The organism is Streptomyces sp. NPDC093089 (assembly GCF_044754405.1).
GTDB lineage: Bacteria > Actinomycetota > Actinomycetes > Streptomycetales > Streptomycetaceae > Streptomyces.
In genome coordinates, this window is sequence record NZ_JBIVPA010000003.1 from 326,484 (window position 1) to 348,344 (window position 21,861).

The window sequence follows — 21,861 nt, forward strand, 5'->3', positions numbered from 1 at the left end:
GCGCGCCCCACCGGCACGTCACGCCACCGGCGCGAGCCCCAGGTGCTCCCGGAGCGTCGTCCCCGTGTACGCGGTCCGGTACACGCCCCGCTCCTGGAGCTCGGGCACGAGGAGGTCGACGATGTCGTCGAGACCGTCCGGGACCAGGTACGGCGAGATGTTGAAGCCGTCGAGGGCGCCGTGCCGGGCGAAGCGCGCGAACTTCTCGGCGAGTCCGGCCGGGGTGCCGACGTGCCCGCGCTGCGGACCGAGCTCGATCACCGTCTCGCGCAGTGACCAGCCGTTGGCCTCGGCCTTCGCCCGCCACACGGCCGCCTCCGCCCGGGGGTCGTCCACCCAGCGGGTGCCGAACCTCCCGGTGTCCCAGGCGGCCACCGGTTCCTCGGCTGGCAGCGGCCCGTCGGCGTCCCGGTCCGACAGGTCGAAGCCCCACAGCCGACTCGCGATGCCGAGGGCCACCGCGGGCGTGACCTGCTCCAGCCGCACCCAGCGAGCCTTCTCCTCCGCCTCCTTCCGGGTCGCCCCGATGACGATCTCCGTACCCGGCAGGATGCGCAGCGCGTCCTCGGGCCGGCCCGCGGCCCGCAGCCGGCGGCGGACGTCCTCGGCGAACGCGAGGGCGTCGTCGAAGTCCGTCCCGTGCGCCGAGAAGACCACGTCCGCGTGGCGCGCCGCGAAGTCCCGGCCCTCCCCGGAGTCGCCCGCCTGGAAGATCACCGGATGGCCCTGGGCGCTGCGCGGCAGGGTCGGCGCCAGGTCGACGTCGAAGTGCGCTCCCCGCGACCGTACGCGCCCCACCGCGTCCGGCACCGACCAGGAGCGCGCCTCGGCGGACTCCGCCACGGCGCCGTCGGCCCAGCCGTTCCACACGGCGCGCGCGACGGTCAGGAACTCCTCGGCGCGCCGGTAGCGGTCGGCGTGGTCGAGGAAACCGCCGCGCCGGAAGTTCTCCCCGGTCCAGGCGTTGTGCGTGGTCACCACGTTCCAGCCGGCCCGGCCGCCGGACAGCAGATCGAGCCCGGCGAGCCGGCGCGCGAGGTCGCCCGGCTCGTTGAACGTGGTGTTCGAGGTGGAGACGAGCCCGATCCGCCCGGTCGCGGCGGCGAGCGCCGCCAGCTGGGTGATCGAGTCGGGGCGGCCCGCCACGTCGAGCTCGTGGACGCCGCCGCCGGACTCGCGGAGCCGCAGACCGTCCCCGAGGAAGAAGGCGTCGAAGAGCCCGCGTTCGGCGGTCCGCGCCACCCGCAGGAACGAGGCCGGGTCGATCTGGGAACCGCTGGAGGGGTCCGACCAGATCGTCCAGTGGTTGACCCCCTGGAAGAACACCCCGAAGTGCAGCCGGGCGTCGGGGCGGGGAACGTCCTCGCGGTCGGCACGGGTCATCGGGTCTCCTCCGGGAGGAGGGCGGCGGCGCCGTCGGTCGTGAAGCGGCTGAGGGGCCGGGAGAGGCCCAGGGAGGTGCGCAGGGTCGTGCCCGGCAGCGGCCTGGCGGCGATCCGCCGGACGAACAGCTCGGGCAGGACCAGCCGGGAGAGCACCGCCAGGTCCTCGTCGAGGACGAGCGGGTGCAGCCGTACGCCGTCGACGCGGCCGGCGAGCTCCGCGAGGAGCTCCACCAGACCGGCGGCCGGGCCGGAGTACCGCAAGCGGTCCGGGTGCGCGCCCCACGGGGCGGACCGCTCCAGGTCGGCGATCCGCTCCTCCGCGGTCTCGCGCGGCGTGTCCAGGGCCACCTCGATCTCCGCGAAGGCGAGCGGCGTGCCGGTTGCCACCGCGGCCGCGGCCGCCTCGGCCGCGGTGGCTCCGCCGACCAGGGCCACGTCGGTCAGCGCCGCCGGGACCACGCCCCGGCGGGCCAGGACCACGGGACGTCCCTGCGGCGGTCGCGGCACGATCGACGGGCCCTTCACGGAGTACGTCTCGCCCGCGAAGTCGATCGCGTGGAGCCGGGACCGGTCCAGGTAGCGGCTCGTGGCCACAGTCAGGGGCGCGCGACGGCGCGGCAGCGGCGCGGGGCACGGCTGCCGGGGGTCGGGCGGACGGGACGTCACGGGACGCGCGGACCCACGCGGAGCGGGGTCAGGCGCGAGCGGAAGGACAGATGGCCGAGGCGGTACGGCAGAAGTCGACGTGCCGGCGGCAGACCAGCCGGGCACCGGACCGGGCGGGGACGTGCGGCGACGCGGTGATCACTGCGACCACGTGCGCCTCCCCCGGTGACGGACCCGTCCGGGCGCGGACGGAGTCGCCTCACCCTAGGCAGGCCGCCTTCCGAACTGTCAAGGTCCACCCGGCGGTTCGGGGCCCGACGGGTGGACGTGCCGCACGCCGGGCGGGGCGGGACCGGGCCCGGGGGAGGCGCCGGTGACGGTACGTGGGATTCCGGCGCCGGGTGAGGAGCCGACAGGACGCCCGGTGACTTTTGGGGCCGGATCTCGACTCAGACCCGGGGCTGATCCGACGTGGGACCGTGGGCGGACGCGCCGGCCCGACCGCGCCGCCTACCGTGCCCGCATGACCCGAATCCGCATCACCCGGGCGGCCGCGGCCGCCGTCCTCGCCTGCTCCCTGGCCTTACCCGCCGGAGTCGCCACCGCGGCCGCCGGCCCCGACACCTCGGCCCCCTCGGGGACCGCGCGACCGCAGTCGCAGCCGGTCCGGGCCGCCGCCCTCCCGACGCCCACCGGTCCGTACGCCGTCGGTAGTTCGGTCGTGCCGCTGGTCGACCGGTCCCGCACCGACCCCTGGGTGCCCACGGCCGACGGGCGGGCCCTCATGGTCACGCTCCACTACCCGGCCGCGCGCTCCGGCGGAGGGCGGCCCGCCCCGTACGCGACCCGGGAGGAGGCGCGGCTGCTCGCCGCGCAGCTCGGGCCGGGCGTCTCCGGCGACCTGCTGGCCAGGACGCGCACCCACAGCAGGACCGACGTCCGCCCGGCGCCCGGCCGGCGCCCCCTGGTCCTGCTCTCGCCGGGCTTCGGGGTCTCGCGCTGGACGCTCACCCACCTCGCCGAGGACCTCGCCTCCCGCGGCTACGTCGTCGCCTCCGTCGACCACGCCTACGAGTCGTACGGGATCAGCCTCCCCGGCGGCCGGACGCTGACCTGCGTCGCCTGCACGGCCCTCGACGAGGGCGGGGTGCACGCCGGTGTCGTGACCGCGACCCGCGCCGCCGACATGCGGTACGTCCTGGACCGGCTCACCGGGCCGCGGCCGGCCTGGCGGTACGCCGACGCCATCGACGCGAGCCGGGTCGGGATGGCCGGCCACTCCATCGGCGGGGCGAGCGCCGCCACCGCGATGGTCGCCGATCCGCGCGTCGACGCCGGCGTGAACATGGACGGCGCGTTCTGGGAGGACCTTCCGGTGGAGGGCCTGCGGGGCCGGCCGTTCATGATGCTCGGCACGCACGACGAGACGCACCTGCCCGGAGGGACCGATACCAGCTGGGACCGGACGTGGGCGGCGCTCGACGGGTGGAAGCGCTGGATCACGGTGGCCGGATCCGAGCACTTCACCTTCTCCGACGGGCCCGTGATCGCACGTCACTTCGGCCTGCCCCAGTCCCCGCTGCCCACCGAGCGGGCCGTCGCCGTCACCCGGACGTACGTGGCCGCCTTCTTCGACCGGCACCTGCGCGGACTCCCGCGCCCCGTCCTCGACGGCCCGTCGGCGGAGAACCCGGAGGTCCACTTCCAGCGTCCCTGAGCCGTCGGGGAGGCGATACGCCGCCGGGGAAGCCGCTACGGGGCGTCCCCGGCGCGCGAGAGGGCACCGGGGACGCCCACGGGACGCGGATGCGGCGGGCGCGAGGTGCCCGCTTCCCCCTCAGGAGCGGTACGGGGTGTTCGCCTCCGCCCAGTCCGCCAGCGCCCGCGCGCACTCGGCGACCGACTCGCGCCAGCTGCGGGCGGCGCCGTCGCCGGCCTCGTCGCTGACGTGCTTCACGATGCGCAGCGGCACGCCGGCGAGCCCGGCGGCCGTGGCGAGCGCGTACCCCTCCATGTCGACCAGCTCCGCCCGCTCCGCGAGCCGGACGCGGGCGGCCTCGTCGGCGATGAAGGCGTCGCCGGTGGCGAGGACCACGTCGCCGCCGTCCGGCAGCGTCAGGGGCGCCCCGTACGTCTCGCCGGTCAGGGTGGCGAGCAGCTCACCGTCGAGGTCGTGCTGCACCACGGTGCCGACGACGTGCGTGCCGGTCCAGCCCGACCGCAGGGCGCCGGCCGTCCCCAGGTTCACGATCCCGGAGGGCCGCGGGCCCCGGCCCAGCACGGTCGCGAGCGCGGTCGCCGCGTTCACCTTGCCCATGCCGGTCAGCAGCACCGGCAGGTCCGTGTCGAGGAACTGCGCCTCCTCCTTGACCGCGACGACGAGCAGGGGACGGTCGGCCGTGATCTCTCCCAAAAGTTCCATGGAGGCCACGCTAATTCGCCCGTCCGGCATTCGTACAACCGGGCGGAGCCGGGGGTGCGTCGCGCGGCCCCGCCGCCCCGCGCGCGTACCCCCGTCAGACCGGCAGCAGGCGGCTGATCAGGGAGCCCAGCTGGTGGGCGTTGCGGCACGGGCGCATCTCGACGAGGCCGGCGTAGGCCGGAGCCACCGAGTCGCCGGTGCCCCACAGGGAGGGCTGCTCGGGGTTGAGCCAGTGGACCCGGCGGGCGCGGTCGGCGACGCTCCGCAGGGCTGCGAGGTGGGGATCGGCGCCGTTGGTGCGGGCGTCGCCGAGGACGAACACCACGGTGCGGGGGCCGACGGCCTCCGCGTACCGCTCGGCGAACTCGCCCAGCGACGTGCCGTAGTCGCTCTGGCCGTGCCAGCCGGTCAAGCGCGCCTCGGCGAGGATCCGGTCGCCGAGCCCGGCGGGGTCGGCCGCGCCCCGGGCGATCAGATGCGTCACCTCGTCCACCCGGTTGACGAAGGCGAAGACCCGCACCCGGCTGAACTGGTCGTGCAGCGCCTGCACCAGCAGCATCGTGAACTGGGCGAAGCCCGCCACCGACCCCGAGACGTCGCACAGCAGGACCAGCTCGGGACGCCGTGGCGGGCGCCGCCGCAGCACGGGACGCACCGGCACGCCACCGGTCGACAGCGAGCCGCGCAGCGTCCGCCGCAGGTCGATCTCGCCGCGCGCCGCCCGCCGTCGCCGGGCCGCGAGCCGGGTGGCCAGCTTCCGCGCGAGCGGCCGGACCGTACGCCGCAGCTCGTCCAGCTGCTCCCGACCGGCCAGCAGGAAGTCCACGCGGTCCGCCGTGCCCGCGACCGCCCGCCGCGCGACCCGGTCGCGGCCCTGCCGCTCCGCGACCCGTCGCCGCGCCTCGGTCCGCACCCGCTCCCGGAAGGCCTCGATCCGCCGCCGGATCTCGTCCTCCAGCAGCCGGTCGGCGAACTCGGGGTCCGCCGCCCCCGTCGCCGCCCGCACCCGGTCGCGCACCCGGGCGAGCAGCGTCTCGGGACGCAGCCGGGACAGTGTCCGGTACGAGGACCAGCCGTCCGACTCCGGACCGGAACCGAAGCCCCCGAAACCGCCCACCGCCTCGGCCGCGAGCCGGTCGAGGGCGGCGCCGTCACCGGCGGCCAGGGCCTCGGCGAGCCGGTCCCGGAGGGCGGCGAGATCCGCCGGGGTGTCCCCGTACGCCTCGGGCGTCCCCGGAGCACCGCCACCGAGCGGGAAGTACAGGTCGAAGACCCGGTCGAACACCGTGCGCTGGAGCACGCCGTGGAGCAGCGTTGCCGCCAGCGCTTCGCGCACCCGCTCCCGGTCCGTGAAACCGACCGCCTCCAGCGCGTGCCCCGCGTCGACGGTCTCGCCCGTCCCGATCCTGAACCCGTGCGCGCGCAGCGCCGCCACGAGGCCGGTGAGGCGTTCCGCCGCGCCTCCGGCGGGGGCCACCGTGCTCACACCGCGTCCAGGGCGAGCTCGGCCGCCGCCTTCACGATGTCCTCCTGGTGCTTCAGGAGGACGCCCAGGGTCTCCCGGACCACCCGCTCGTCCAGCCGGTCCGCGCCGAGTGCGAGCAGCGTGCGGGCCCAGTCGATCGTCTCCGACACCGACGGCACCTTCCGCAGGTCCATCGCCCGCAGCGCCCCCACGACCCGTACGACGGACGCGGCGAGCGCGGAATCGAGGCCCGGCACCTTGAGGGTGACGATCCGGCGCTCCAGCTCCTCCTCGGGGAAGCCGATGTGGAGGAAGAGACAGCGCCGTCGGAGCGCCTCGGACAGCTCGCGGCTGGCGTTCGACGTGAGGACGGTGAACGGACGCCGCGTCGCCGTGATCGTGCCGAGCTCCGGGACGGTCACCTGGAAGTCGCCGAGCACCTCCAGGAGCAGGCCCTCCACCTCGACGTCGGCCTTGTCGGTCTCGTCGATCAGGAGCACCGTCGGCTCCTCGGACCGGATCGCGGTGAGCAGCGGCCGGGGGAGCAGGAACTCCTCGCCGAAGATGTCCGTCCGCGTCTCGTCCCAGGACTCGCCGCGCCCCGCCGTGATCCGCAGCAGCTGCTTGGCGTGGTTCCACTCGTAGAGGGCGCGGGACTCGTCGACGCCCTCGTAGCACTGCAGCCGCACGAGGCGCGCCCCCGTCACCGCCGTGACCGCCTTGGCGAGCTCCGTCTTGCCGACCCCGGCCGGGCCCTCCACGAGCAGCGGCTTGCCGAGCCGGTCGGCGAGGAACACGGTGGTGGCGACGGCCGGCGACGCGAGGTAGCCGGTGGTGGCGAGCCGTTCGGCGACGTCGTCGACGGAGCTGAAGAATCCGGTCGTCGTGGCGGTGGTCATGGCTGTCCCCCCGGGGAGCGGAATGGCGTACTGGCCAGTAGCATCAGTTGTACTTGATCAGATCGGGCACCGCCGCACAACCGTCCCGCACCGGCTCCGCGCCATGCGCGGGGCGCCACCCGCTGGTGCAATGGGGAGACCGGGTACGCCGCCCGGGGGACCGCGCGGGCGGTGGAGGTGTCGTGGCGGAACGGGACGAGGCCCTCCTGACCAGGGTGCGGGCCCTCGAACAGGCGATCGGCGAGATCGGCTCGACGCTCGACGAGGCGACCACCTGCCGCGAACTCGCGTCCTTCCTCATCCGCCACCTCGCCGGCGCCTCCGTCACGGTCGACCTCCTCGCGGAACCGGCGGCCGGAACGGTGCTGCCGGGGGACGCGGCCCCGGGGCCGGCCGGCGGGGGTGCGAGCCGCTTCACGGCGGGCGCTGTCGTCGCCGGAGAGGCGGGCGGGGCCGTCATGGGCGGGGCCGAGCCCGGGGGCCCCGCCGAGCCCGAGGGCTCCGTCCCCGGGCCCGAGGGCTCCGTCCCCGGGTCCGTCGGCCCCGGAGCCGCCGGCCAGAGCCTTTCCGTACCGCTCGCCGTCGACGACGAGGAGCCGCTCGGGGCGGTCACCGTCTCCCGCACCGGCCCCGGAGCGTTCTCCGCGGACGAGGTGGCGCTGCTCCGTCACGTCGCCCGGCTCGCGGCCCGGCACCTCGGCCACGCCCGTCGGCTCGCCGCGACCGAGGACACCGCCCTGCACCTGCAGCGCGCGCTCGTCGCCGAGCCGGGCCGTCCGCACCCGAACCTGGAGATCGCGGGAGGCTACCTGCCCGCGGGGGAACGGACCCTGGTGGGCGGGGACTGGTTCGAGACCGTGCGGCTCCACTTCGGCAGGACCCTCCTCGTCGTGGGCGACGTGATGGGGCACGGACTGGCGGCGGCCGTGGACATGAACGCCTACCGTGCGGCGCTCCGCGAGGTCGCCGCGACGGACCTGCCGCCGCACCGGGTGCTGCGGCACCTCGACTCCGTGGTCGCCGAGGACGAGGGCCGCCGCCCCGCCACCTGCCTGCTCGTCCGGGTGGACCCGGCGCGCGGCAGCGCGACCTTCGCCAGCGCGGGACACCTGCCGCCGGCCGTCTTCGCCGCGGACGGCTCCGCGCGGCTCGTCGACCTCCCGGTGGGCCCGCCGCTCGGCACCGGCGTCGGCGGCTACGAACCCACCACGTGCCCGCTCACCCCGGCCGAGACCCTGCTGATCTTCACCGACGGCCTCGTCGAGCGCCGCGGCGAGGACATCGACGTGTCCCTCGCCCGTCTCGCCTCCCTCCGGCTGCCCGCCGGCTCCGGTCCCAGGGAGGTCGTCGACGAGGTCCTCCGCGGCCTCGGGGCGCACGGGGCGGAGGACGACGTGGCGGTCCTCGCGGCCCGGGTCCACGCGCGCCCCACGTCGTGACACAGGGTCACTTCCTCCCCACGACTCGCGGTGACGCACGGTCACACCCCCCTTGTCGGGGGCCTGTTTCACGCCTGGGCGGGATTGTTGCCGCAGGACGCTTGTGCACGGCCCCGGGGCCGTGCACGCTCCTCGTATGAACACGGCCAGGCATGCCAGTGAACGTCTGATGAGCTGGCCCTCGCTGACCCCCGGCCGCGCCCATTGCGGCGCCGAGCTCGGACTGGGCACCGCGACGCAGGAAATCGTCCACTTCCACGGTGAGCACGAGGCCGACGTCCATCTCACCCGCGCCATGATCGCCAAACTGCGCCCGGCCCTCCTCGGGTCGAGCGCGGTGCGTCTGCGTGCCGGATCGGGCTGGGTGACGGTCCGTCTGGACATGGGGTCGGACATCGACCTGCTCGCCACCCTGGTGAGCGCCGCCCTCCAGGCCAACGGCGTCCCCGACGTCGCCCCGGACGGCTGCACCCGCACCCTCCCGGTCCTCGGCACCCGCTGACCCGTCGGGCCCCGGTGCTGACGGTCGACCGGTTCGGCCGCTAGCTCGGGATCGGGAAGAGCATGCACGTGCTCGTCGCGTGACCGAGGAGCCGGTCCTCCGCGTCGTACAGGCCCGCTTCCGCGAGTGCCGTGCGGCGGCCCTGGGAGATCACCGTGCCCACGGCCCGGATCTTGCCCGTGTCCATCGTGATCGGGCGGAGGAACCGGGTCGAGAGGTCGAGCGAGGTGTACGCCATGCCCTGCGGGAGCGTGGTGTGCACCGCGCAGCCGGCGGCCGAGTCGAGCAGCGTCGCGTACACGCCGCCGTGCACGCTGCCGATCGGGTTGTAGTGCTCCTCGCCCGGTTCGAGCGCGAACACCGCGCGCCCGGGCTCGACCTCCTCCAGGGTGAAGCCGAGGAGGGCGGCGATCGGCGGTCCGGGCAGGCGGCCCGCGATCATCTCCCGCAGGAAGTCGATGCCCGCCATCGACATCGCGGCGCGCGCGGTGGCTCCGGCGTCCTCCCACTCGACCGTTCGTGACCGCCCCATCACCACTCCACTCCACTCCACTCCACTCACCAGCTGGCTTTCTACAGCGAAGCTAGCTGTGCCGTCCGCTGACTGTCAACGACAGAGCCAGGTGGCTACAGTGGGCGGATGAACTGGCTGGAGACGGATACGGAGAACTGCCCGGTCCGCCGCACCCTGGACGTCGTGGGCGAGAAGTGGAGCCTGCTGATCCTGCGCGAGGCGTTCAACGGCGTCCGGCGCTACGACGAGTTCCGCCACCACCTCGGCCTGTCCGAGGCCGTCCTCGCCGACCGCCTCCGCAAGCTCGTCGCCGCCGGGCTCCTGCGCAGCGAGCCCTACCGCGAACCCGGCGCCCGCACCCGCCACGAGTACCGGCTCACCCGCAAGGGCGTCGACCTCTGGCCCGTGCTCCTCGCCCTCAAGCAGTGGGGCGACACCCACGCCGCCGAGCCCGAAGGCCCCGTCCTCGACATCCGGCACGGCGGGTGCGGCTCCCCGGTCCGCGTCGTCGTCCAGTGCGAGGGCGACGAGCATGCCGTCCTCGCGCCCCGCGACGTCACCGTCCGCCCGGGCCCGGCCGCCCGTCCCCGCCGCACCGCCTGACACCCGCCCCGAGCCGCGAGAGGCGCCTCGGCCCACCACCCGGCCGCCGCCACTGCCGGACCGCTCCGGCCCGACCGCCGCCACCACCGCTCCCGGACCACCGTGCCCGGGGCACCGCCACCGCCCGCCCGCTGCGGACCGGCCACCACCGCTCCCGTACCGCCGTGCCCGGGACACCGCCACCGCCCGCCCGTCACGACCCGACCGCTGCCCGCCCGCCACCACCCGTTCGGCGGCACCCCGCGATGGCCCGCCCGCCTGTCCGGGTACCTGACGAGGCATGCCCTCCCTTCCCGGTCCGCCGCACGACGGTGCCCCCACCGAGAACGGCCACTGGTCGCAGCGGCTCCACGCGCGCGTCGTCGCCTCGCCCGTCGGGCTCGCGTGGAACCGCGGCCGCGCCATGGAGCTCATGCACCGCGCCATGGGCTTCGCGGCGCTCAGCCTGCTCACCCTCGTCCCCCTCCTGATCGTCGTGGCCGCCGCCGACCTCGCCAGCGGCCAGGGCTTCGCCCGCTGGCTCGTCCAGGGCCTCGGCGTCTCCGAGGTCTCGGAGGAGGAGGTCGAGCGGCTCTTCGGCCAGCCGGGCCAGGCCCTCCAGCGCACCACCGCCTTCGGCCTCGCCGCCCTCGCCGCCTTCGGCGTCACCTTCGGATCCGCCGTGCAGACCGGGTACGAGCGGGTCTGGGACCTCCCCACGGCCCGCTGGCACACCATGTGGCGGCACATCGTCTGGCTCGCCGTCCTCGTCGCGGCGCTGCTCCTCTTCGTCGCGTTCCCCGCGCCCGAGAACGCCTCCGCCGGCGTCACCACCGTCGTCGCCCTCGGCGACCTCGTCGGCACCTTCGCCTTCTTCTGGTGGTCCCAGCGGTTCCTGCTCTGCGGCCGCATCCGCTGGCGCGCCCTCGTGCCCGGAGCCGCCCTCACCGCCCTCGGCCTCCTCGGGCTGCGGATCTTCTCGCAGTTCGTGTTCTCACCGCTCATCGCCTCGAACGCGGTGACGTACGGCCAGTTCGGCACCGTCCTCGTCCTCCAGTCCTGGCTCGTCGGCGTCGGCTTCGTCGTGTACGGAGGCGCCCTCGTCGGGCGCCTCGTCCACGAATCCCTCGTGCGCCGCCGACTGCGCCGCCTCCTGTGACCCGCTACTGGTCCCGGTTCCGCACCGCGAGGACCGTCACCGCGGCCCCGCCCAGCGCCCACAGCGCGTACACCAGCCACGCTCCGCCCGCCGACCACGGGAACAACTCCTCGACGGCGGGCCCCGCGTCCGCGAGCCGCTGCCAGGCGTGCAGCGGCGTCGCGTGCGCGAGCACCGCGGTCAGGTGACGCCGGTCCGAGAGCACCGCGGGCAGCAGCAGGAGCAGGACCACCGAGCCGACGATCGAGAGCGCGCTCTTGCGCAACAGGGCGCCGAGCGCCATCCCGGCCACCGCGCACACGGGGGCGAGGAGGGCCGAGGCCGCGACGATGCGCGGCGCCCCCGGGTGGGTGATCGGCAGACCGATGTCCCGGGTGGACAGCACGGCCTGCGTCGACCAGAACGAAGCGCCCGCCACCACCGCACCGAACACGGTCTGCACCACCGTCACGACCAGCACCTTCGCCGCCATGACCGCGCCCCGGGCCGGCACCGCCGTGAACGTCGTGCGGATCATCCCGCTGGCGTACTCGCCGACCACCGCGACCGCGCCCATGGCGGCCGAGCAGAGGACCAGGACCAGCGCCGCGTTGTACGTGAAGGCGTCCCACAAGGCCATGTCGTTCGCCACGAACTCGGCCCGGCTCGCCGCGTCGTACTGGATCCAGTACCGGTAGTGGTCCCAGGCGGTACCCAGGTTGAAGGCGACCACGGCGAGCGCGCCGAGCAGCAGGGACCAGCCCGTCGACCGCAGCGACCACAGCTTCAGCCACTCCGACGCCACCAGGTCGCGGAACCGGGCGCGGGGCTCCACCACGGAGGCCACGGGAAGATCGAGGGTCGTCATCGGGCCTCTCCTGCCAGGTACTCGACGCTGTCGGCGGTCAGTTCCATGAACGCCTCCTCCAGGGAGGCCGTACGGGTGGTGAGCTGATCGAGCGGCACCCGGTGCTCCAGGGCCAGCGCGCCGATGCGGGCCGCCGAGAGCCCGGTCACCGTCAGGAGCCCGGCCTCGGCCTCGACCTCCGCGCCTTCCCCGAGCAGCAGCGCCGTCAGGGCGGACCGGTCCGGCGAGCCGACCGTGACGCTCTGGCGCCTGCCCCGCGCGGCGAACTCCGCCAGGGTCTCCGCCGCGATCAGCGCGCCCCGCCCGATGACCACCAACTCGTCCGCCGTGTGCTCCATCTCCGTCATCAGATGGCTCGACACGAAGACCGTGCGGCCCTCCGCGGCCAGCCTCCGGAACAGGCCCCGCACCCACTTCACGCCCTCCGGGTCGAGGCCGTTCAGCGGCTCGTCGAACAGCAGTACCGGCGGGTCGCCGAGCAGCGCGCCGGCGATGCCGAGCCGCTGCCGCATGCCCAGCGAGTATCCGCCGATCCGGCGCCCGGCCGCTCCCGCCAACCCGACCTCCTCCAGGACCTCGTCGACCCGGGAGAGCGGGACGCGGTTGCTCCGCGCCAGGACCGCCAGGTGCGCCCGGGCGGTCCGGCCCCCGTGCGCGTCGCCCGCGTCGAGGAGCGCGCCGACGTGCCGCAGGCCGCGCGGCCGGTCACTGAACGGCCGTCCGTCGACCGTCACCGAACCGCTCGTCGGCGTGTGCAGGCCCAGGATCATCCGCAGCGTGGTGCTCTTGCCGGAGCCGTTGGGGCCGAGGAATCCGGTGACCCGGCCCGGCCGCACCGTGAAAGTGAGCGCGTCGACGGCGGTCGTGGCGCCGTAGCGCTTGGTGAGTTCCCTGACTTCGATCATGGGCACCACCGTGCCGTCCGGGCCCCGTGCCGGGCATCGGACCAGCACCGACAATCGGCGGCGGCATCTGTCACCCCAGGTCGTACATCCCCGGTCCGATGCCCGCGGAGGGGCCCGCCGTCTACGATCACCGCATGTCCGACACTCCGTCAGTACCGTTCTTCAAGCGGGTCGCTCCCGGCGGGTGGGCGGCCGTCGCCTGGGGCGCGGGCATCGCCTTCACCGCCCTGCTCCGGATCAGCGTGCCCGGCCAGGAAGGGCCGGACGTCCTGCCCGGCTTCGTCATCCTGCGCTGGGACGGCCTCGCGATGCTGGCCGTCGCCACCCTCCTCACCCTGCGCGGCAGCGCCCTCCTCGCCCGGCGCCCGACCGCCGCCCTCAACCACCTCCTGGTCGCCTCGGTCATCGCCTCCACCCCGCTCGGCGTCACGGCCATCCCCGTCGCCCAGTACCTCGCGGTCGACGTCGCCCTCTACGCCATCGCCGCCGCCCGCCCCCGCCGCGAGGCCACGCGCGCGCTGCTGCTCGCCCTCGGCCTGCTCGTCGTCTACCTGGCGGTCCGTCTGCTCGCCGGCTGGAGCGCGGGCACCACGGCCGCCCTGGCCGTCGCCCTGATCGCCCTCGTGGCCTGGCTCCTCGGCCGCTCGGAAGGGCAGGCACGCGAGTTCGCGGAGCGGAGCCGTGCCCAGGCCACCGCCCAGGCCGTCACCACCGAACGCCTCCGGATCGCCCGCGAGATGCACGACACCGTCGCCCACAGCATCGGCATCGTCGCCCTCCAGGCCGGCGCGGCCCGGCGCGTCATCGCGACCCAGCCCGAGGCCGCCCGGCAGGCCCTCACCGAGATCGAGACGGCGAGCCGCGAGACCCTGGCCGGGCTGCGCCGGATGGTCGGCGCACTGCGCACGGAGGAGCCGGAGTCGGAGTCGGAGCCGAAGCCGAAGCCGAAGCCGGAGTCGGGGTCGGGGTCGGGGGTGGAGTCGGACGCGGTCGCCGAGCTTCGGGGGCTCCCCGAGATGCCCGGTCTCGCCGCCCTCGACCGGCTCGCCGAACTCACCGGCAACGCCGGGGTCCGGGTCGCCGTCCGCCGGGTCGGCGCCCCGGGCCCGCTGCCCCCGGACATCGACCTGTCCGCCTTCCGGATCGTCCAGGAGTCCGTCACCAACGTCGTACGGCACTCCGGCGCCGACTCCTGCACGGTCACCGTCGACCACCGCGACCCCGCGTCCCTCGCCGTCACCGTCGAGGACCGCGGCCCCGTCGCGGGCCACGCGCGCGCGAGCGCCGGCCCGGGCTCCGGATACGGCCTGACCGGGATGCGGGAGCGCGTCGCGGTGCTGCACGGAGAGTTCGGCGCGGGCCCCCGCCCCGGCGGCGGCTTCCGCGTCACCGCCCGCCTTCCCCTGCCCACAGGAGCCACCACCCGATGAGCCACACCACCGTCGAGCAGCCGGTCCGGGTCGTCCTCGCCGACGACCAGCCCCTGGTGAGGACCGCGCTCCGCATGGTCATCACCGACACGACGGACCTCGTCGTGGTCGGCGAGGCCGCGAACGGCGCCGAGGCCGTCCGCCTCGTGGAGGAGACCGGCGCCGACGTCGTCGTCATGGACCTGCGCATGCCCGGCACCGACGGCATCGAGGCCACCCGGATCATCACCTCGGGCCCCACCGGCGCCCGGGTCGTCGTCCTCACCACCTTCGACGACGACGACCACGTCTACGGCGCCCTCCACGCGGGCGCGTCCGGATTCCTCGTCAAGGACATGGCCCTCGACGACATCCTCTCCGCCGTCCGCGTCGTCGCCTCCGGCGACGCCCTCATCGCGCCCAGCGTCACCGGCCGCCTCATCAAGGAGTTCACCGGCCGCCCGCGCGTCACCGCCGCGCCGCGCCGCCGGGCCGAGGGCATCACCGACCGCGAGCGCGAGGTCCTCACCCTCGTCGGACGGGGCCTGTCCAACACGGAGGTCGCCGCCGAGCTCCACATCAGCATCGCCACCGCGAAGACCTACGTCACCCGGCTGCTCGCCAAGCTCGACGCCCGTGACCGCGTGCAGCTGGTGATCATCGCGTACGAGGCGGGCCTGGTCTCCACCGGCTGACCGTGCCGTGCCGGGCCGGCGGCCGGAACGATCACACGATCCGGTGGATCCGCACGCGAGCGCCCGGCCGCGGTCGCCCGGGCCGCTTGGATGGAGGCGGTCCCATCAGCGCGTCGAGAGAGAGCCGCCCATGGCGAACACCTGGCTGCCGCCCGTCGAGTACATCGCGACCCTGCCGAGAGCGACGGCGTACGCCTGCCTCTACTTCACGGACACCGCAGGCCGGCCGTTCCAGTTGCGTGCCAGTGACCGCACCGCGCGGTGGCAGTGGCCCGGCGGGAACATGGACCCGGGGGAGACCCCCTGGGAGACGGCGGTGCGGGAGTGCCGCGAGGAGACAGGGATGGCCTTCACGGGCGAACCGCGCCTCCTCGGCACCCACTTCGTCGCCGACCGGGGCGAGGACTGGCCGGCCAACCACATCGGCTTCGTCTTCGACGGCGGGGAACTGACGGACGAGCAGATCGCCGCCGTCGTCCTCGACCCGGGCGAGCACAGCGAGTACAGCCTCCGCACCCTGGAGGAGTGGGAGCGCGAGATGGCGCCGGGGGAGTTCGCGCGCCTCGCCGAGATCGACCGGGCCCGCAGGACCGGCGCGACGGTGTACGTGGAGGCCCGCCACACCGAGGACTGACCGCGGACGCGCGGTGCACGAGTGCGGGGCCGCCCCTCGGGGCGGCCCCGCCGCGCTCCCGGCTCAGGCGCGGCAGCCGACCGGGTGGGCGATGTCGATCACGAAGCGTTCGGGCGAGTGGAGCGTGAACGTCTTGTAGGCGGGCTTGGTGTCGAAGGCGGCTCCGATGGAGACCACGCCCTCGAAGTCGCCGGTCAGGGCGACCCCCTTGAGCGCGGGCAGAGGGATCTTCAGCAGCCGGGGACCCTGGTAGACGGACCGTCCGGCGTCGTCGTGGGCGGCGGCGGGGGAGAGCGTGATCGCGAGGAAGTACTTCCCCGCGAGCGGGACCCGGTTGCCCGAACCGTCGTAGTGGAGCGCGCTCACCTGGCGTACGGAGACGGGGGGCATCGCGCCCCGCACATCGATCACGAGCCGGTCGAACGTCGGGTGGCCACCCCAGCGGGCGTTGACGACCAGGGACGTCGTCGGCGTCGTGGCGGCGCGGGACGGGGCGTCCGAGGCGCCCGCCGGGATCGTGGCGCCGATCCCGGCGGTCAGGAGGATTCCCGCGGCGACGGCCGCGAGGGTGTGACGGTGCTGCATGGCGTCCCCCAATTTCTCCTGCTCGGGGACAGTGGTGTCACTGACAGAGACATCCACCACCAGAGTACGGTTCCACCCGATATGGGGTAAAAGTTCGCTATGTGCTGGAGTGCGGCGGCCGACCTCTGGGCGGGCCTCGGGATCACTGCCGTCGGCGTGGCCGCGCTCGCCTCCGTACGCCGCCCTGCCGACGCCCTCCTCGCCGCCCTGCCGCTGCTCCTGGGGGCCCATCAGGTCATCGAGGCCGCCGTCTGGCACTCCGGGGGCGGAACCGGCCCCGCCACCCTCGCCTGGGCCGTGATCGCCCTCCCGCTCCTGCCGCTCTGGGTGTCGGCGGGCGTCGTGGCGGCCGCCCGCCCCGCCGACCGTCCGCGGCTGCGCGCGCCGCTCGCCGCCGGCGTGCTGACCTCGGCCTTCCTCGCGTACCACCTCGCCACCCACCCCGTCTCCGCCGAGATCCGCGGCCGCACCCTCGGCTACGCCGTCGACCTGCCGTACGCGCCCCTGGTCATGGCCGGCTACCTCCTCGCCACCGTCGGCGCCCTGCTGCTGGCCCGCGACCGCCTCCTGCGGGCCCTCGGGACCGTGACCGGAACGGGGGCGGTCGTCTGCGCGGTCCTGTGGAGCGGAGCGTTCGTCTCCACGTGGTGCGCCCTCGCCGCCGTCGCCTCGCTCCTGCTGCTCTTCCGGATCCGACGGCGGCCGACCGTAACCCCTCGGCGTCTCAGTAGTTGACCCGGGCATGAAGAAGCGCAGCATGCTCGCCATCGCCTCCCTCGCCGCAGGCGTCGTCACCGCTCTCGTCACCCCGCCGCCGCAGGCGAACGCCGCGGAGAGCCCGCTGGGCGGTGCCACCGGCCTCCTCCAGGAGGACCAGGGTGCCGCCACGGTCCTCCACGACACCGTCCAGGGCGCCGAGGGCGCCCTCCAGGACCAGGCCCCCGGCGGGCTGCTCTGACCCCTCCCTCCCAGGTGGCGACCGGTGCCCCGCGGTCCTGGCGGATCGCGGGGCACCGGCACGCCGTGACCCGGGAGGAGGCAGCCCGTGCGCGCGCCGTGCGCGAGTAATGACAGGATGTCCCCATGAGCGACAACGTTTACTTCGACATCACCATCAACGACGAGCCCGCGGGCCGCATCACCTTCAAGCTGTTCGACGACGTCGTCCCGAAGACGGCGCAGAACTTCCGCGAGCTCGCCACCGGTCAGCACGGCTTCGGCTACGCCGACTCCCCGTTCCACCGCGTCATCCCGCAGTTCATGCTCCAGGGCGGTGACTTCACCAACCAGAACGGCACCGGCGGCAAGAGCATCTACGGCGAGAAGTTCGCCGACGAGAACTTCGACCTGAAGCACGACCGCCCGTTCCTGCTCTCGATGGCGAACGCCGGCCGCAACACCAACGGCTCGCAGTTCTTCATCACCACGATCGTCACCGACTGGCTCGACGGCAAGCACGTCGTCTTCGGCGAGGTCGTCGAGGGCCAGGACCTGGTCAAGAAGATCGAGAGCCTCGGCACCCCCTCCGGCGCCACCAAGGCCAAGATCAAGATCGCCGCGTCCGGCATCGTCAAGGACGCCTGATCTCCTTCCCGAGCTGAGCCGAGGGCGCCGCGCGCCCTCGCTCGCCCACTCGGCCGTGGCGGGGAGCGTCGTCCACCGGACGCGCGTCCCCGCCTCCGCCGTGTTCTCCCGGCGGCCCGGGCGCCCCACTTCCGGCGGCAGGCCGCCCCGCCTTCGAACCGTCAGGCGAAGGCGGGCGCGTTCCGCCGCGCCCACGCCGAGAACGGCCGCGCAGGCCTGCCGAGCACCCGCTCCACGTCGGAGCTCACCCGCCGCTCCTCCGCACGGGGATCGCCCATCACCGCCAGCATCCCGTCGACGGCCTCCGCCGGCAGGAACCGCACCAGCAGCGCCCTGGCCTCGTCGGCGCTCTGCGCCACGAACTCCACCGGAGCGTCCAGCGCCTCGGCGAGGGCGCCCGCCTGCTCACGCGGCGACACCGCGGCCGGGCCGGTCAGTACGTACGTACGCCCCGCGTGCGCGGGGTCCCGCAGCGCGGCCGCCGCCACCTCGGCGATGTCCAGCGGATCCACCACCGGAAGCGCCACATCGGCGAACGGCGCCGCGACCGTACGGGCGGAGCGCACCCCCTCGGCCCAGAGGTACGCGTTGGAGGCGAAACCGGACGGACGCAGCACCGTCCACTCCAGCCCCGACCCGCGGACCGCCGTCTCGAACGCCCGCAGGATCGCGTGCGACGCCGAGGCGGGTCGCGTCCCCACCAGCTGCGAGGACTGGAACACGATCCGCCGCACACCGACGGCCACCGCCGCCGCGACGATCTCGTCCGGGCGCAGCTCGTCCCCGAGGCCCGCCACGAGCAGATGGACGGCCTCGGCACCCTCGAACAGCTCCTTGAGGCCGTCGACATCGGCCAGGTCGCCCTGCCGGTGGGCCACCCCGGCGGGCAGTTCCCCGGCCGGCCGGCGGCTCACCGCCGTGACCTCCTCGCCGGCCGCGGCCAGCAGCTCCACCAGCGGTCGTCCGACGTTTCCGGTCGCTCCGGTCACCACGATCACAGCAGTCCCCTCCAGGGAGTCATCGGCGGAGCGCGAGCGCTCCGCTGTCTTCGTGACCTCATCCTGGAAGGCGAACTGGCCATCTTCCGGCCAGTTTCGGAACGGGATTTCGGAGGGCTCAGCCCTCCTCGCCGTAACGGCGCTCGAACTTGGCGATCCGGCCCTCGGAGTCCACGGTCCGCGCCGTGCCCGTGTAGAACGGGTGGCTCTCGGAGGAGATCTCGACGTCGATCACCGGGTACGTCTTCCCGTCGTCCCACTCGATGGTCCGATCGCTCGTCGCCGTGGACCGGGTGAGAAACGCGTACCCGGCCGAGCGGTCACGGAAGACCACGGGGCCGTACTCGGGCTGCTTGTCCTGCTGCACGTGTCCTCCTCGGGCTTGCCGCCCAGACGTGTCCGGCGTGTCCGGCCGTCTCGGCACGGCACCCCTCCAGCCTCCCCGCGCCGACGGCGACCGACCAGCGCCACGGGCCCGATCGGGTGAACGGGTGAACGGGTGAGGGCCCCGCGGCCGTTCGATCCGCTGCGGGCGTGCGGGCGTGCGGGCGTGCGGGCGTGCGGGCGTGCGTGCGGGCGTGCGGGCGTGCGGGCGTGCGGACAGGCGGGCGCGCGCGTGCGTGCACCCGCCGCGCGGGCTCTCGACGTCTCAGCCGCCGTCCGGCCAGCGCGCCGCGAGCAGCAGCGCGATGTCGTCGGGGCGGGCCGTGGCCTGGCGGGCCTCCCGGATCAGCCGGTCGGCCGCCTCGGGGAGCGCCAGCGAACCGGTCGCGGCGAGCGCCTGGCGCAACCGCTCGATCCCCTCGTCGATGTCCCGGCCGGGACGCTCCACCAGACCGTCCGTGAACAGGGCCAGCACCGCGCCGGGGGCGAGCCACAGCCGCGTCACCGGGTACGAGGCGCGGTCGTCGACGCCGAGGACCACCCCGCCCGCCAGCTCCACCGGCTCCGTCGTCCCGTCCGGCTGTAGGAGGAGCGGCTGCGGGTGGCCGGCCCGTACGGCCCGCGCCTCGCCCGTCTCGGGGTCGAGGAGTACGTAGCAGCAGCTCGCGAACTGCCCGGGGTCCAGGTCGATCAGCAACCGGTTGGTGCCCCGCATGACGTCCTGCGGACGGTGCCCGCCCAGCGCGAACGCCCGGACCGCGCTGCGCAGCTGCCCCATCGTGGCGGCCGCCGCCACGCCGTGGCCCTGGACGTCGCCGATGACCAGGGCGAGCCGCCCGTGCCCCGTCTCGATCACGTCGTACCAGTCGCCGCCGACGTCCATGCCCTGGGTGCCCGGCAGATAGCGGCCCACCGTGTCCACGCCGTCCCGCACCGGCAGCCGGTGCGGCAGCAGGGCGTCCTGGAGTCCGCGGGCGACCGCCGACTCCGTGTCGTACCGCTGCGCCCGCTCCAGGGCCTGTGCGATGAGCCCCGCGAGCGCCGTGAGCACCGTGCGCTCCTCGGGGCTGAAGCCGCGCGGCCGGTCGAAGCCGAGGATGCAGGAGCCCACCGGGCGCCCCGAGGCGATCAGGGGCAGGAACGCCCGGGCTCCCGAGTGCGCGTCCATCGGCAGGTCGGGATACGCGCGGCCCAGCTGCTCCATCGACTCGAAGAACAGCGGCCGGCCCGTCGTCAGCGTCTCCACCCCGGGCAGCCGGGCGTCCAGGGCCACGCCGTCGAAGGGTTCGAGGAACCCCGGCGGGAACCCCGTCTCCCAGGCCAGGTACAGGCGCCGGTCGCTCAGCAGGTAGATGGCCAGCTGCCGCCCGCCGAACGCCGGCAGCAGCTCCTCCGTCACCACCGCCGCCACCTGGCGCGCCGTCACCGCCTCGGTCAGCGCGATCGCCAGGGCCACCGGCCGGTACAGCGCCGCCGCCCGGTCATCGGGTGCGGAGAGCCCGTCGTCCGCCCGCCGGCCGCCCCGGGCCCTGGCCCCGAGCCCCGCGGGATCCTCCTCCGGGACCAGCACCATCGTGACGCCCTCGCGCCCGGGATGGAGCGACACCGACAGCCACTGGCCGCGCTCCGGCCGGGCCAGGAAGCGCACCGGTTCGCCGGAGAGCAGGGCGGCGCGCAGCTGCTCCTCGTGGAAGGGGTGCCCGAACCAGGGCAGCGCCTCCCAGAGGGGCCGCCCCGCCAGCGCGCCGCGCGCCCGGCCGAGGAGCCGTTCCGTGCGCTCGTTGACGTACGTGATCCGGCCGAGCCGGTCGATCGCCAGGATCGCCTGCGGCAGCCGATCCGTCGCGTCCGAGCCGACGAGCCCCGTCCCCAGGTCGACGAGGGTCCCGGTGAGGTGGCCGCCGCTGCCGTCGGGACCGGTCGCCGCCGTACCGCGCCGCGCACGCGTGGACACCTCCAGGAGGTGCAGGCCGCCGTCCGGCCCCTTGAGGCGGAGCCTGCGCACCGCGGGCCGCCCGTCCGCGCCCGTGGCCTGCCGGGCCGCCGCCCACAGCGCGTACCCGTCCTCCGGTTCGAGCAGGGACGTGAGCGCCTCGATCGAGCAGGGGGAGGTGACCTGCGCCCCGAGGATCCCGAGCAGCCCGTCGTCGAGCGTGACCGAGCCCGTGTCCAGGTCCCAGTCGAAGGACCCGAACCGGACCGGCGGGCCGGACCCGGTGGACAACTGGACGCACACCGGATCGCCCGGCCACTCGACCACCGTCCCCCCGGCGGCCAGGTCGGAGAGCGCCTCGCCGAGGCGGAGCGCGCCGCGGGTCATCCGGTTGCGGTCCCGGGCGTCCACCGGCACGCCGGGACTGGGCGGGCGCAGCACCACGAGCACCCCGAACCGGTCGCGCCCGGCGACCACCGGGGCGTACAGCGAGGCGAAGGGGAACGGCAGGCTGGCCACCAGCTGCGGAAACCGGCGCATGGCCTCCTCGACGTCGGCGAGGTGGACCGCCTGGCCCGAGCGATGGACCTCGGCCACCGGGAACGGCCGGTTCGCGTGCATCCGCCACCACGGTCGGAACAACGGCCCCGGCAGCCCTATGAGCACCGCGAGCCGCAGCAGCCCCGGAGTCCCGGAGCGCAGGTACACCCCGCCCGCGTACCCCCCGACCTCCTCGACCGCGCGCAGCGCCTCCTCCGCGAGCGCCCAGGTGAGCGCGGAGGAGGCGGGCTCGTCGGTGGCCGCCGTCCCGGACGGAGGCCCTGAGCCGCCCGCCGGGCCGGGGCCGGCCGTGCCGTGCGAGGTCACACAGTCAGGATGCCCCCGACGAGAAAGCCCCCGCATCCCGGACCCGA

At 74.9% G+C, this 21,861-nt stretch carries 23 protein-coding genes; 11 read left to right on the forward strand and 12 right to left on the reverse strand.

Going from position 1 to position 21,861, the window contains the following annotated elements:
- Positions 1-18: 18 nt before the first annotated feature.
- Both ACIQFX_RS08390 and ACIQFX_RS08395 read right to left on the reverse strand, forming a co-directional pair.
- On the reverse strand, positions 19-1,383 hold the full coding sequence (locus ACIQFX_RS08390) for an NtaA/DmoA family FMN-dependent monooxygenase (RefSeq protein ID WP_402460082.1): 1,365 nt from the start codon (positions 1,381-1,383) through the stop codon (positions 19-21).
- The gene (locus ACIQFX_RS08395) at positions 1,380-1,979 is read right to left on the reverse strand and encodes a hypothetical protein (protein ID WP_402460085.1); all 600 of its coding nucleotides are present in this window, start codon (positions 1,977-1,979) and stop codon (positions 1,380-1,382) included. Before ACIQFX_RS08395 ends, ACIQFX_RS08390 begins: the two co-directional genes overlap by 4 nt.
- Positions 1,980-2,514: 535 nt before the next feature.
- Between ACIQFX_RS08395 and ACIQFX_RS08400 the strand changes: the two genes are divergently transcribed.
- Positions 2,515-3,708 carry an alpha/beta hydrolase family protein gene (locus ACIQFX_RS08400; RefSeq protein ID WP_402460087.1) on the forward strand — a complete coding sequence of 398 codons (1,194 nt, stop codon included), beginning with the start codon at positions 2,515-2,517 and terminating at the stop codon, positions 3,706-3,708.
- A 120-nt stretch (positions 3,709-3,828) separates the two neighbouring features.
- Here the strand turns inward: ACIQFX_RS08400 and ACIQFX_RS08405 are convergent, their stop codons facing one another.
- From ACIQFX_RS08405 to ACIQFX_RS08415, 3 genes are all read right to left on the reverse strand, one after another.
- A complete protein-coding gene (locus ACIQFX_RS08405; RefSeq protein ID WP_402460089.1) occupies positions 3,829-4,413 on the reverse strand; it encodes a nucleosidase in 585 nt (194 codons plus the stop codon).
- A 94-nt stretch (positions 4,414-4,507) separates the two neighbouring features.
- Positions 4,508-5,899 (reverse strand): VWA domain-containing protein, encoded by a 1,392-nt coding sequence (locus ACIQFX_RS08410; protein WP_402460091.1) that lies wholly within the window; start codon positions 5,897-5,899, stop codon positions 4,508-4,510.
- On the reverse strand, positions 5,896-6,777 hold the full coding sequence (locus ACIQFX_RS08415; RefSeq protein ID WP_402460093.1) for an AAA family ATPase: 882 nt from the start codon (positions 6,775-6,777) through the stop codon (positions 5,896-5,898). The genes ACIQFX_RS08410 and ACIQFX_RS08415 overlap by 4 nt, the downstream gene beginning before the upstream one ends.
- Before the next feature lie 182 nt (positions 6,778-6,959).
- Here ACIQFX_RS08415 and ACIQFX_RS08420 point away from each other — a divergent pair, with 182 nt between their 5' ends.
- Together ACIQFX_RS08420 and ACIQFX_RS08425 are read left to right on the forward strand one after the other, a co-directional pair.
- Positions 6,960-8,216 carry a PP2C family protein-serine/threonine phosphatase gene (locus tag ACIQFX_RS08420; RefSeq protein WP_402460096.1) on the forward strand — a complete coding sequence of 419 codons (1,257 nt, stop codon included), beginning with the start codon at positions 6,960-6,962 and terminating at the stop codon, positions 8,214-8,216.
- Positions 8,217-8,352: 136 nt separating this feature from the next.
- Complete coding sequence (locus ACIQFX_RS08425) at positions 8,353-8,718, forward strand: luciferase family protein (RefSeq protein ID WP_402460099.1); 366 nt, start codon at positions 8,353-8,355, stop codon at positions 8,716-8,718.
- 40 nt (positions 8,719-8,758) lie between these two features.
- On the opposite strand, the gene ACIQFX_RS08430 is transcribed toward ACIQFX_RS08425, so the two are convergent.
- Complete coding sequence (locus tag ACIQFX_RS08430; protein WP_402460101.1) at positions 8,759-9,250, reverse strand: PaaI family thioesterase; 492 nt, start codon at positions 9,248-9,250, stop codon at positions 8,759-8,761.
- 108 nt (positions 9,251-9,358) lie between these two features.
- Between ACIQFX_RS08430 and ACIQFX_RS08435 the strand changes: the two genes are divergently transcribed.
- Both ACIQFX_RS08435 and ACIQFX_RS08440 read left to right on the forward strand, forming a co-directional pair.
- Positions 9,359-9,835 carry a winged helix-turn-helix transcriptional regulator gene (locus tag ACIQFX_RS08435; RefSeq protein WP_402460103.1) on the forward strand — a complete coding sequence of 159 codons (477 nt, stop codon included), beginning with the start codon at positions 9,359-9,361 and terminating at the stop codon, positions 9,833-9,835.
- A gap of 280 nt (positions 9,836-10,115) precedes the next feature.
- Entirely contained in the window at positions 10,116-10,973 is an 858-nt protein-coding gene (locus ACIQFX_RS08440; protein WP_402460105.1) for a YhjD/YihY/BrkB family envelope integrity protein, read from the forward strand.
- A 4-nt stretch (positions 10,974-10,977) separates the two neighbouring features.
- Here ACIQFX_RS08440 and ACIQFX_RS08445 read toward each other — a convergent pair whose 3' ends face one another.
- Entirely contained in the window at positions 10,978-11,820 is an 843-nt protein-coding gene (locus ACIQFX_RS08445) for an ABC transporter permease (RefSeq protein ID WP_402460106.1), read from the reverse strand.
- Positions 11,817-12,725 (reverse strand): ABC transporter ATP-binding protein, encoded by a 909-nt coding sequence (locus ACIQFX_RS08450; RefSeq protein ID WP_402460109.1) that lies wholly within the window; start codon positions 12,723-12,725, stop codon positions 11,817-11,819. The genes ACIQFX_RS08445 and ACIQFX_RS08450 overlap by 4 nt, the downstream gene beginning before the upstream one ends.
- A gap of 134 nt (positions 12,726-12,859) precedes the next feature.
- On the opposite strand from ACIQFX_RS08450, the gene ACIQFX_RS08455 reads away from it, so the two are divergent.
- From ACIQFX_RS08455 to ACIQFX_RS08465, 3 genes are all read left to right on the forward strand, one after another.
- Positions 12,860-14,155 (forward strand): sensor histidine kinase, encoded by a 1,296-nt coding sequence (locus ACIQFX_RS08455; RefSeq protein WP_402460112.1) that lies wholly within the window; start codon positions 12,860-12,862, stop codon positions 14,153-14,155.
- Complete coding sequence (locus ACIQFX_RS08460) at positions 14,152-14,829, forward strand: response regulator (RefSeq protein ID WP_402460114.1); 678 nt, start codon at positions 14,152-14,154, stop codon at positions 14,827-14,829. Before ACIQFX_RS08455 ends, ACIQFX_RS08460 begins: the two co-directional genes overlap by 4 nt.
- Before the next feature lie 130 nt (positions 14,830-14,959).
- Entirely contained in the window at positions 14,960-15,463 is a 504-nt protein-coding gene (locus ACIQFX_RS08465; RefSeq protein WP_402460117.1) for an NUDIX domain-containing protein, read from the forward strand.
- A 63-nt stretch (positions 15,464-15,526) separates the two neighbouring features.
- Here the strand turns inward: ACIQFX_RS08465 and ACIQFX_RS08470 are convergent, their stop codons facing one another.
- On the reverse strand, positions 15,527-16,108 hold the full coding sequence (locus tag ACIQFX_RS08470; RefSeq protein WP_402460118.1) for a hypothetical protein: 582 nt from the start codon (positions 16,106-16,108) through the stop codon (positions 15,527-15,529).
- Between the two features lie 39 nt (positions 16,109-16,147).
- Between ACIQFX_RS08470 and ACIQFX_RS08475 the strand changes: the two genes are divergently transcribed.
- The 3 genes from ACIQFX_RS08475 to ACIQFX_RS08485 all read left to right on the forward strand — a co-directional run bounded on the left by ACIQFX_RS08475 (position 16,148) and on the right by ACIQFX_RS08485 (position 17,632).
- Positions 16,148-16,783, forward strand: a complete 636-nt coding sequence (locus ACIQFX_RS08475; RefSeq protein ID WP_402460121.1) for a DUF6629 family protein — start codon at positions 16,148-16,150, stop codon at positions 16,781-16,783.
- A 7-nt stretch (positions 16,784-16,790) separates the two neighbouring features.
- Positions 16,791-17,006 carry a hypothetical protein gene (locus tag ACIQFX_RS08480; RefSeq protein WP_402460123.1) on the forward strand — a complete coding sequence of 72 codons (216 nt, stop codon included), beginning with the start codon at positions 16,791-16,793 and terminating at the stop codon, positions 17,004-17,006.
- A gap of 125 nt (positions 17,007-17,131) precedes the next feature.
- On the forward strand, positions 17,132-17,632 hold the full coding sequence (locus ACIQFX_RS08485; protein ID WP_402460124.1) for a peptidylprolyl isomerase: 501 nt from the start codon (positions 17,132-17,134) through the stop codon (positions 17,630-17,632).
- Between the two features lie 161 nt (positions 17,633-17,793).
- On the opposite strand, the gene ACIQFX_RS08490 is transcribed toward ACIQFX_RS08485, so the two are convergent.
- The 3 genes from ACIQFX_RS08490 to ACIQFX_RS08500 all read right to left on the reverse strand — a co-directional run bounded on the left by ACIQFX_RS08490 (position 17,794) and on the right by ACIQFX_RS08500 (position 21,814).
- On the reverse strand, positions 17,794-18,630 hold the full coding sequence (locus ACIQFX_RS08490; RefSeq protein WP_402460126.1) for an NAD(P)H-binding protein: 837 nt from the start codon (positions 18,628-18,630) through the stop codon (positions 17,794-17,796).
- A gap of 118 nt (positions 18,631-18,748) precedes the next feature.
- Positions 18,749-18,997, reverse strand: coding sequence for a type B 50S ribosomal protein L31 (locus ACIQFX_RS08495; RefSeq protein WP_402460127.1), 249 nt, complete (start codon positions 18,995-18,997; stop codon positions 18,749-18,751).
- 282 nt (positions 18,998-19,279) lie between these two features.
- A complete protein-coding gene (locus ACIQFX_RS08500; RefSeq protein ID WP_402460130.1) occupies positions 19,280-21,814 on the reverse strand; it encodes a SpoIIE family protein phosphatase in 2,535 nt (844 codons plus the stop codon).
- Positions 21,815-21,861: the final 47 nt, after the last annotated feature.

Bases quoted from the DNA above. Each gene is read 5' to 3' on its own strand.
- ACIQFX_RS08475 (WP_402460121.1), top strand. From the start codon at position 16,148: ATGTGCTGGAGTGCGGCGGCCGACCTCTGGGCGGGCCTCGGGATCACT.
- ACIQFX_RS08425 (WP_402460099.1), top strand. From the start codon at position 8,353: ATGAACACGGCCAGGCATGCCAGTGAACGTCTGATGAGCTGGCCCTCG.
- ACIQFX_RS08465 (WP_402460117.1), top strand. From the start codon at position 14,960: ATGGCGAACACCTGGCTGCCGCCCGTCGAGTACATCGCGACCCTGCCG.
- ACIQFX_RS08480 (WP_402460123.1), top strand. From the start codon at position 16,791: ATGAAGAAGCGCAGCATGCTCGCCATCGCCTCCCTCGCCGCAGGCGTC.
- ACIQFX_RS08405 (WP_402460089.1), bottom strand. From the start codon at position 4,413: ATGGAACTTTTGGGAGAGATCACGGCCGACCGTCCCCTGCTCGTCGTC.
- ACIQFX_RS08415 (WP_402460093.1), bottom strand. From the start codon at position 6,777: ATGACCACCGCCACGACGACCGGATTCTTCAGCTCCGTCGACGACGTC.
- ACIQFX_RS08485 (WP_402460124.1), top strand. From the start codon at position 17,132: ATGAGCGACAACGTTTACTTCGACATCACCATCAACGACGAGCCCGCG.
- ACIQFX_RS08390 (WP_402460082.1), bottom strand. From the start codon at position 1,383: ATGACCCGTGCCGACCGCGAGGACGTTCCCCGCCCCGACGCCCGGCTG.
- ACIQFX_RS08430 (WP_402460101.1), bottom strand. From the start codon at position 9,250: ATGGGGCGGTCACGAACGGTCGAGTGGGAGGACGCCGGAGCCACCGCG.
- ACIQFX_RS08445 (WP_402460106.1), bottom strand. From the start codon at position 11,820: ATGACGACCCTCGATCTTCCCGTGGCCTCCGTGGTGGAGCCCCGCGCC.
- ACIQFX_RS08440 (WP_402460105.1), top strand. From the start codon at position 10,116: ATGCCCTCCCTTCCCGGTCCGCCGCACGACGGTGCCCCCACCGAGAAC.
- ACIQFX_RS08435 (WP_402460103.1), top strand. From the start codon at position 9,359: ATGAACTGGCTGGAGACGGATACGGAGAACTGCCCGGTCCGCCGCACC.
- ACIQFX_RS08450 (WP_402460109.1), bottom strand. From the start codon at position 12,725: ATGATCGAAGTCAGGGAACTCACCAAGCGCTACGGCGCCACGACCGCC.
- ACIQFX_RS08400 (WP_402460087.1), top strand. From the start codon at position 2,515: ATGACCCGAATCCGCATCACCCGGGCGGCCGCGGCCGCCGTCCTCGCC.
- ACIQFX_RS08455 (WP_402460112.1), top strand. From the start codon at position 12,860: ATGTCCGACACTCCGTCAGTACCGTTCTTCAAGCGGGTCGCTCCCGGC.
- ACIQFX_RS08460 (WP_402460114.1), top strand. From the start codon at position 14,152: ATGAGCCACACCACCGTCGAGCAGCCGGTCCGGGTCGTCCTCGCCGAC.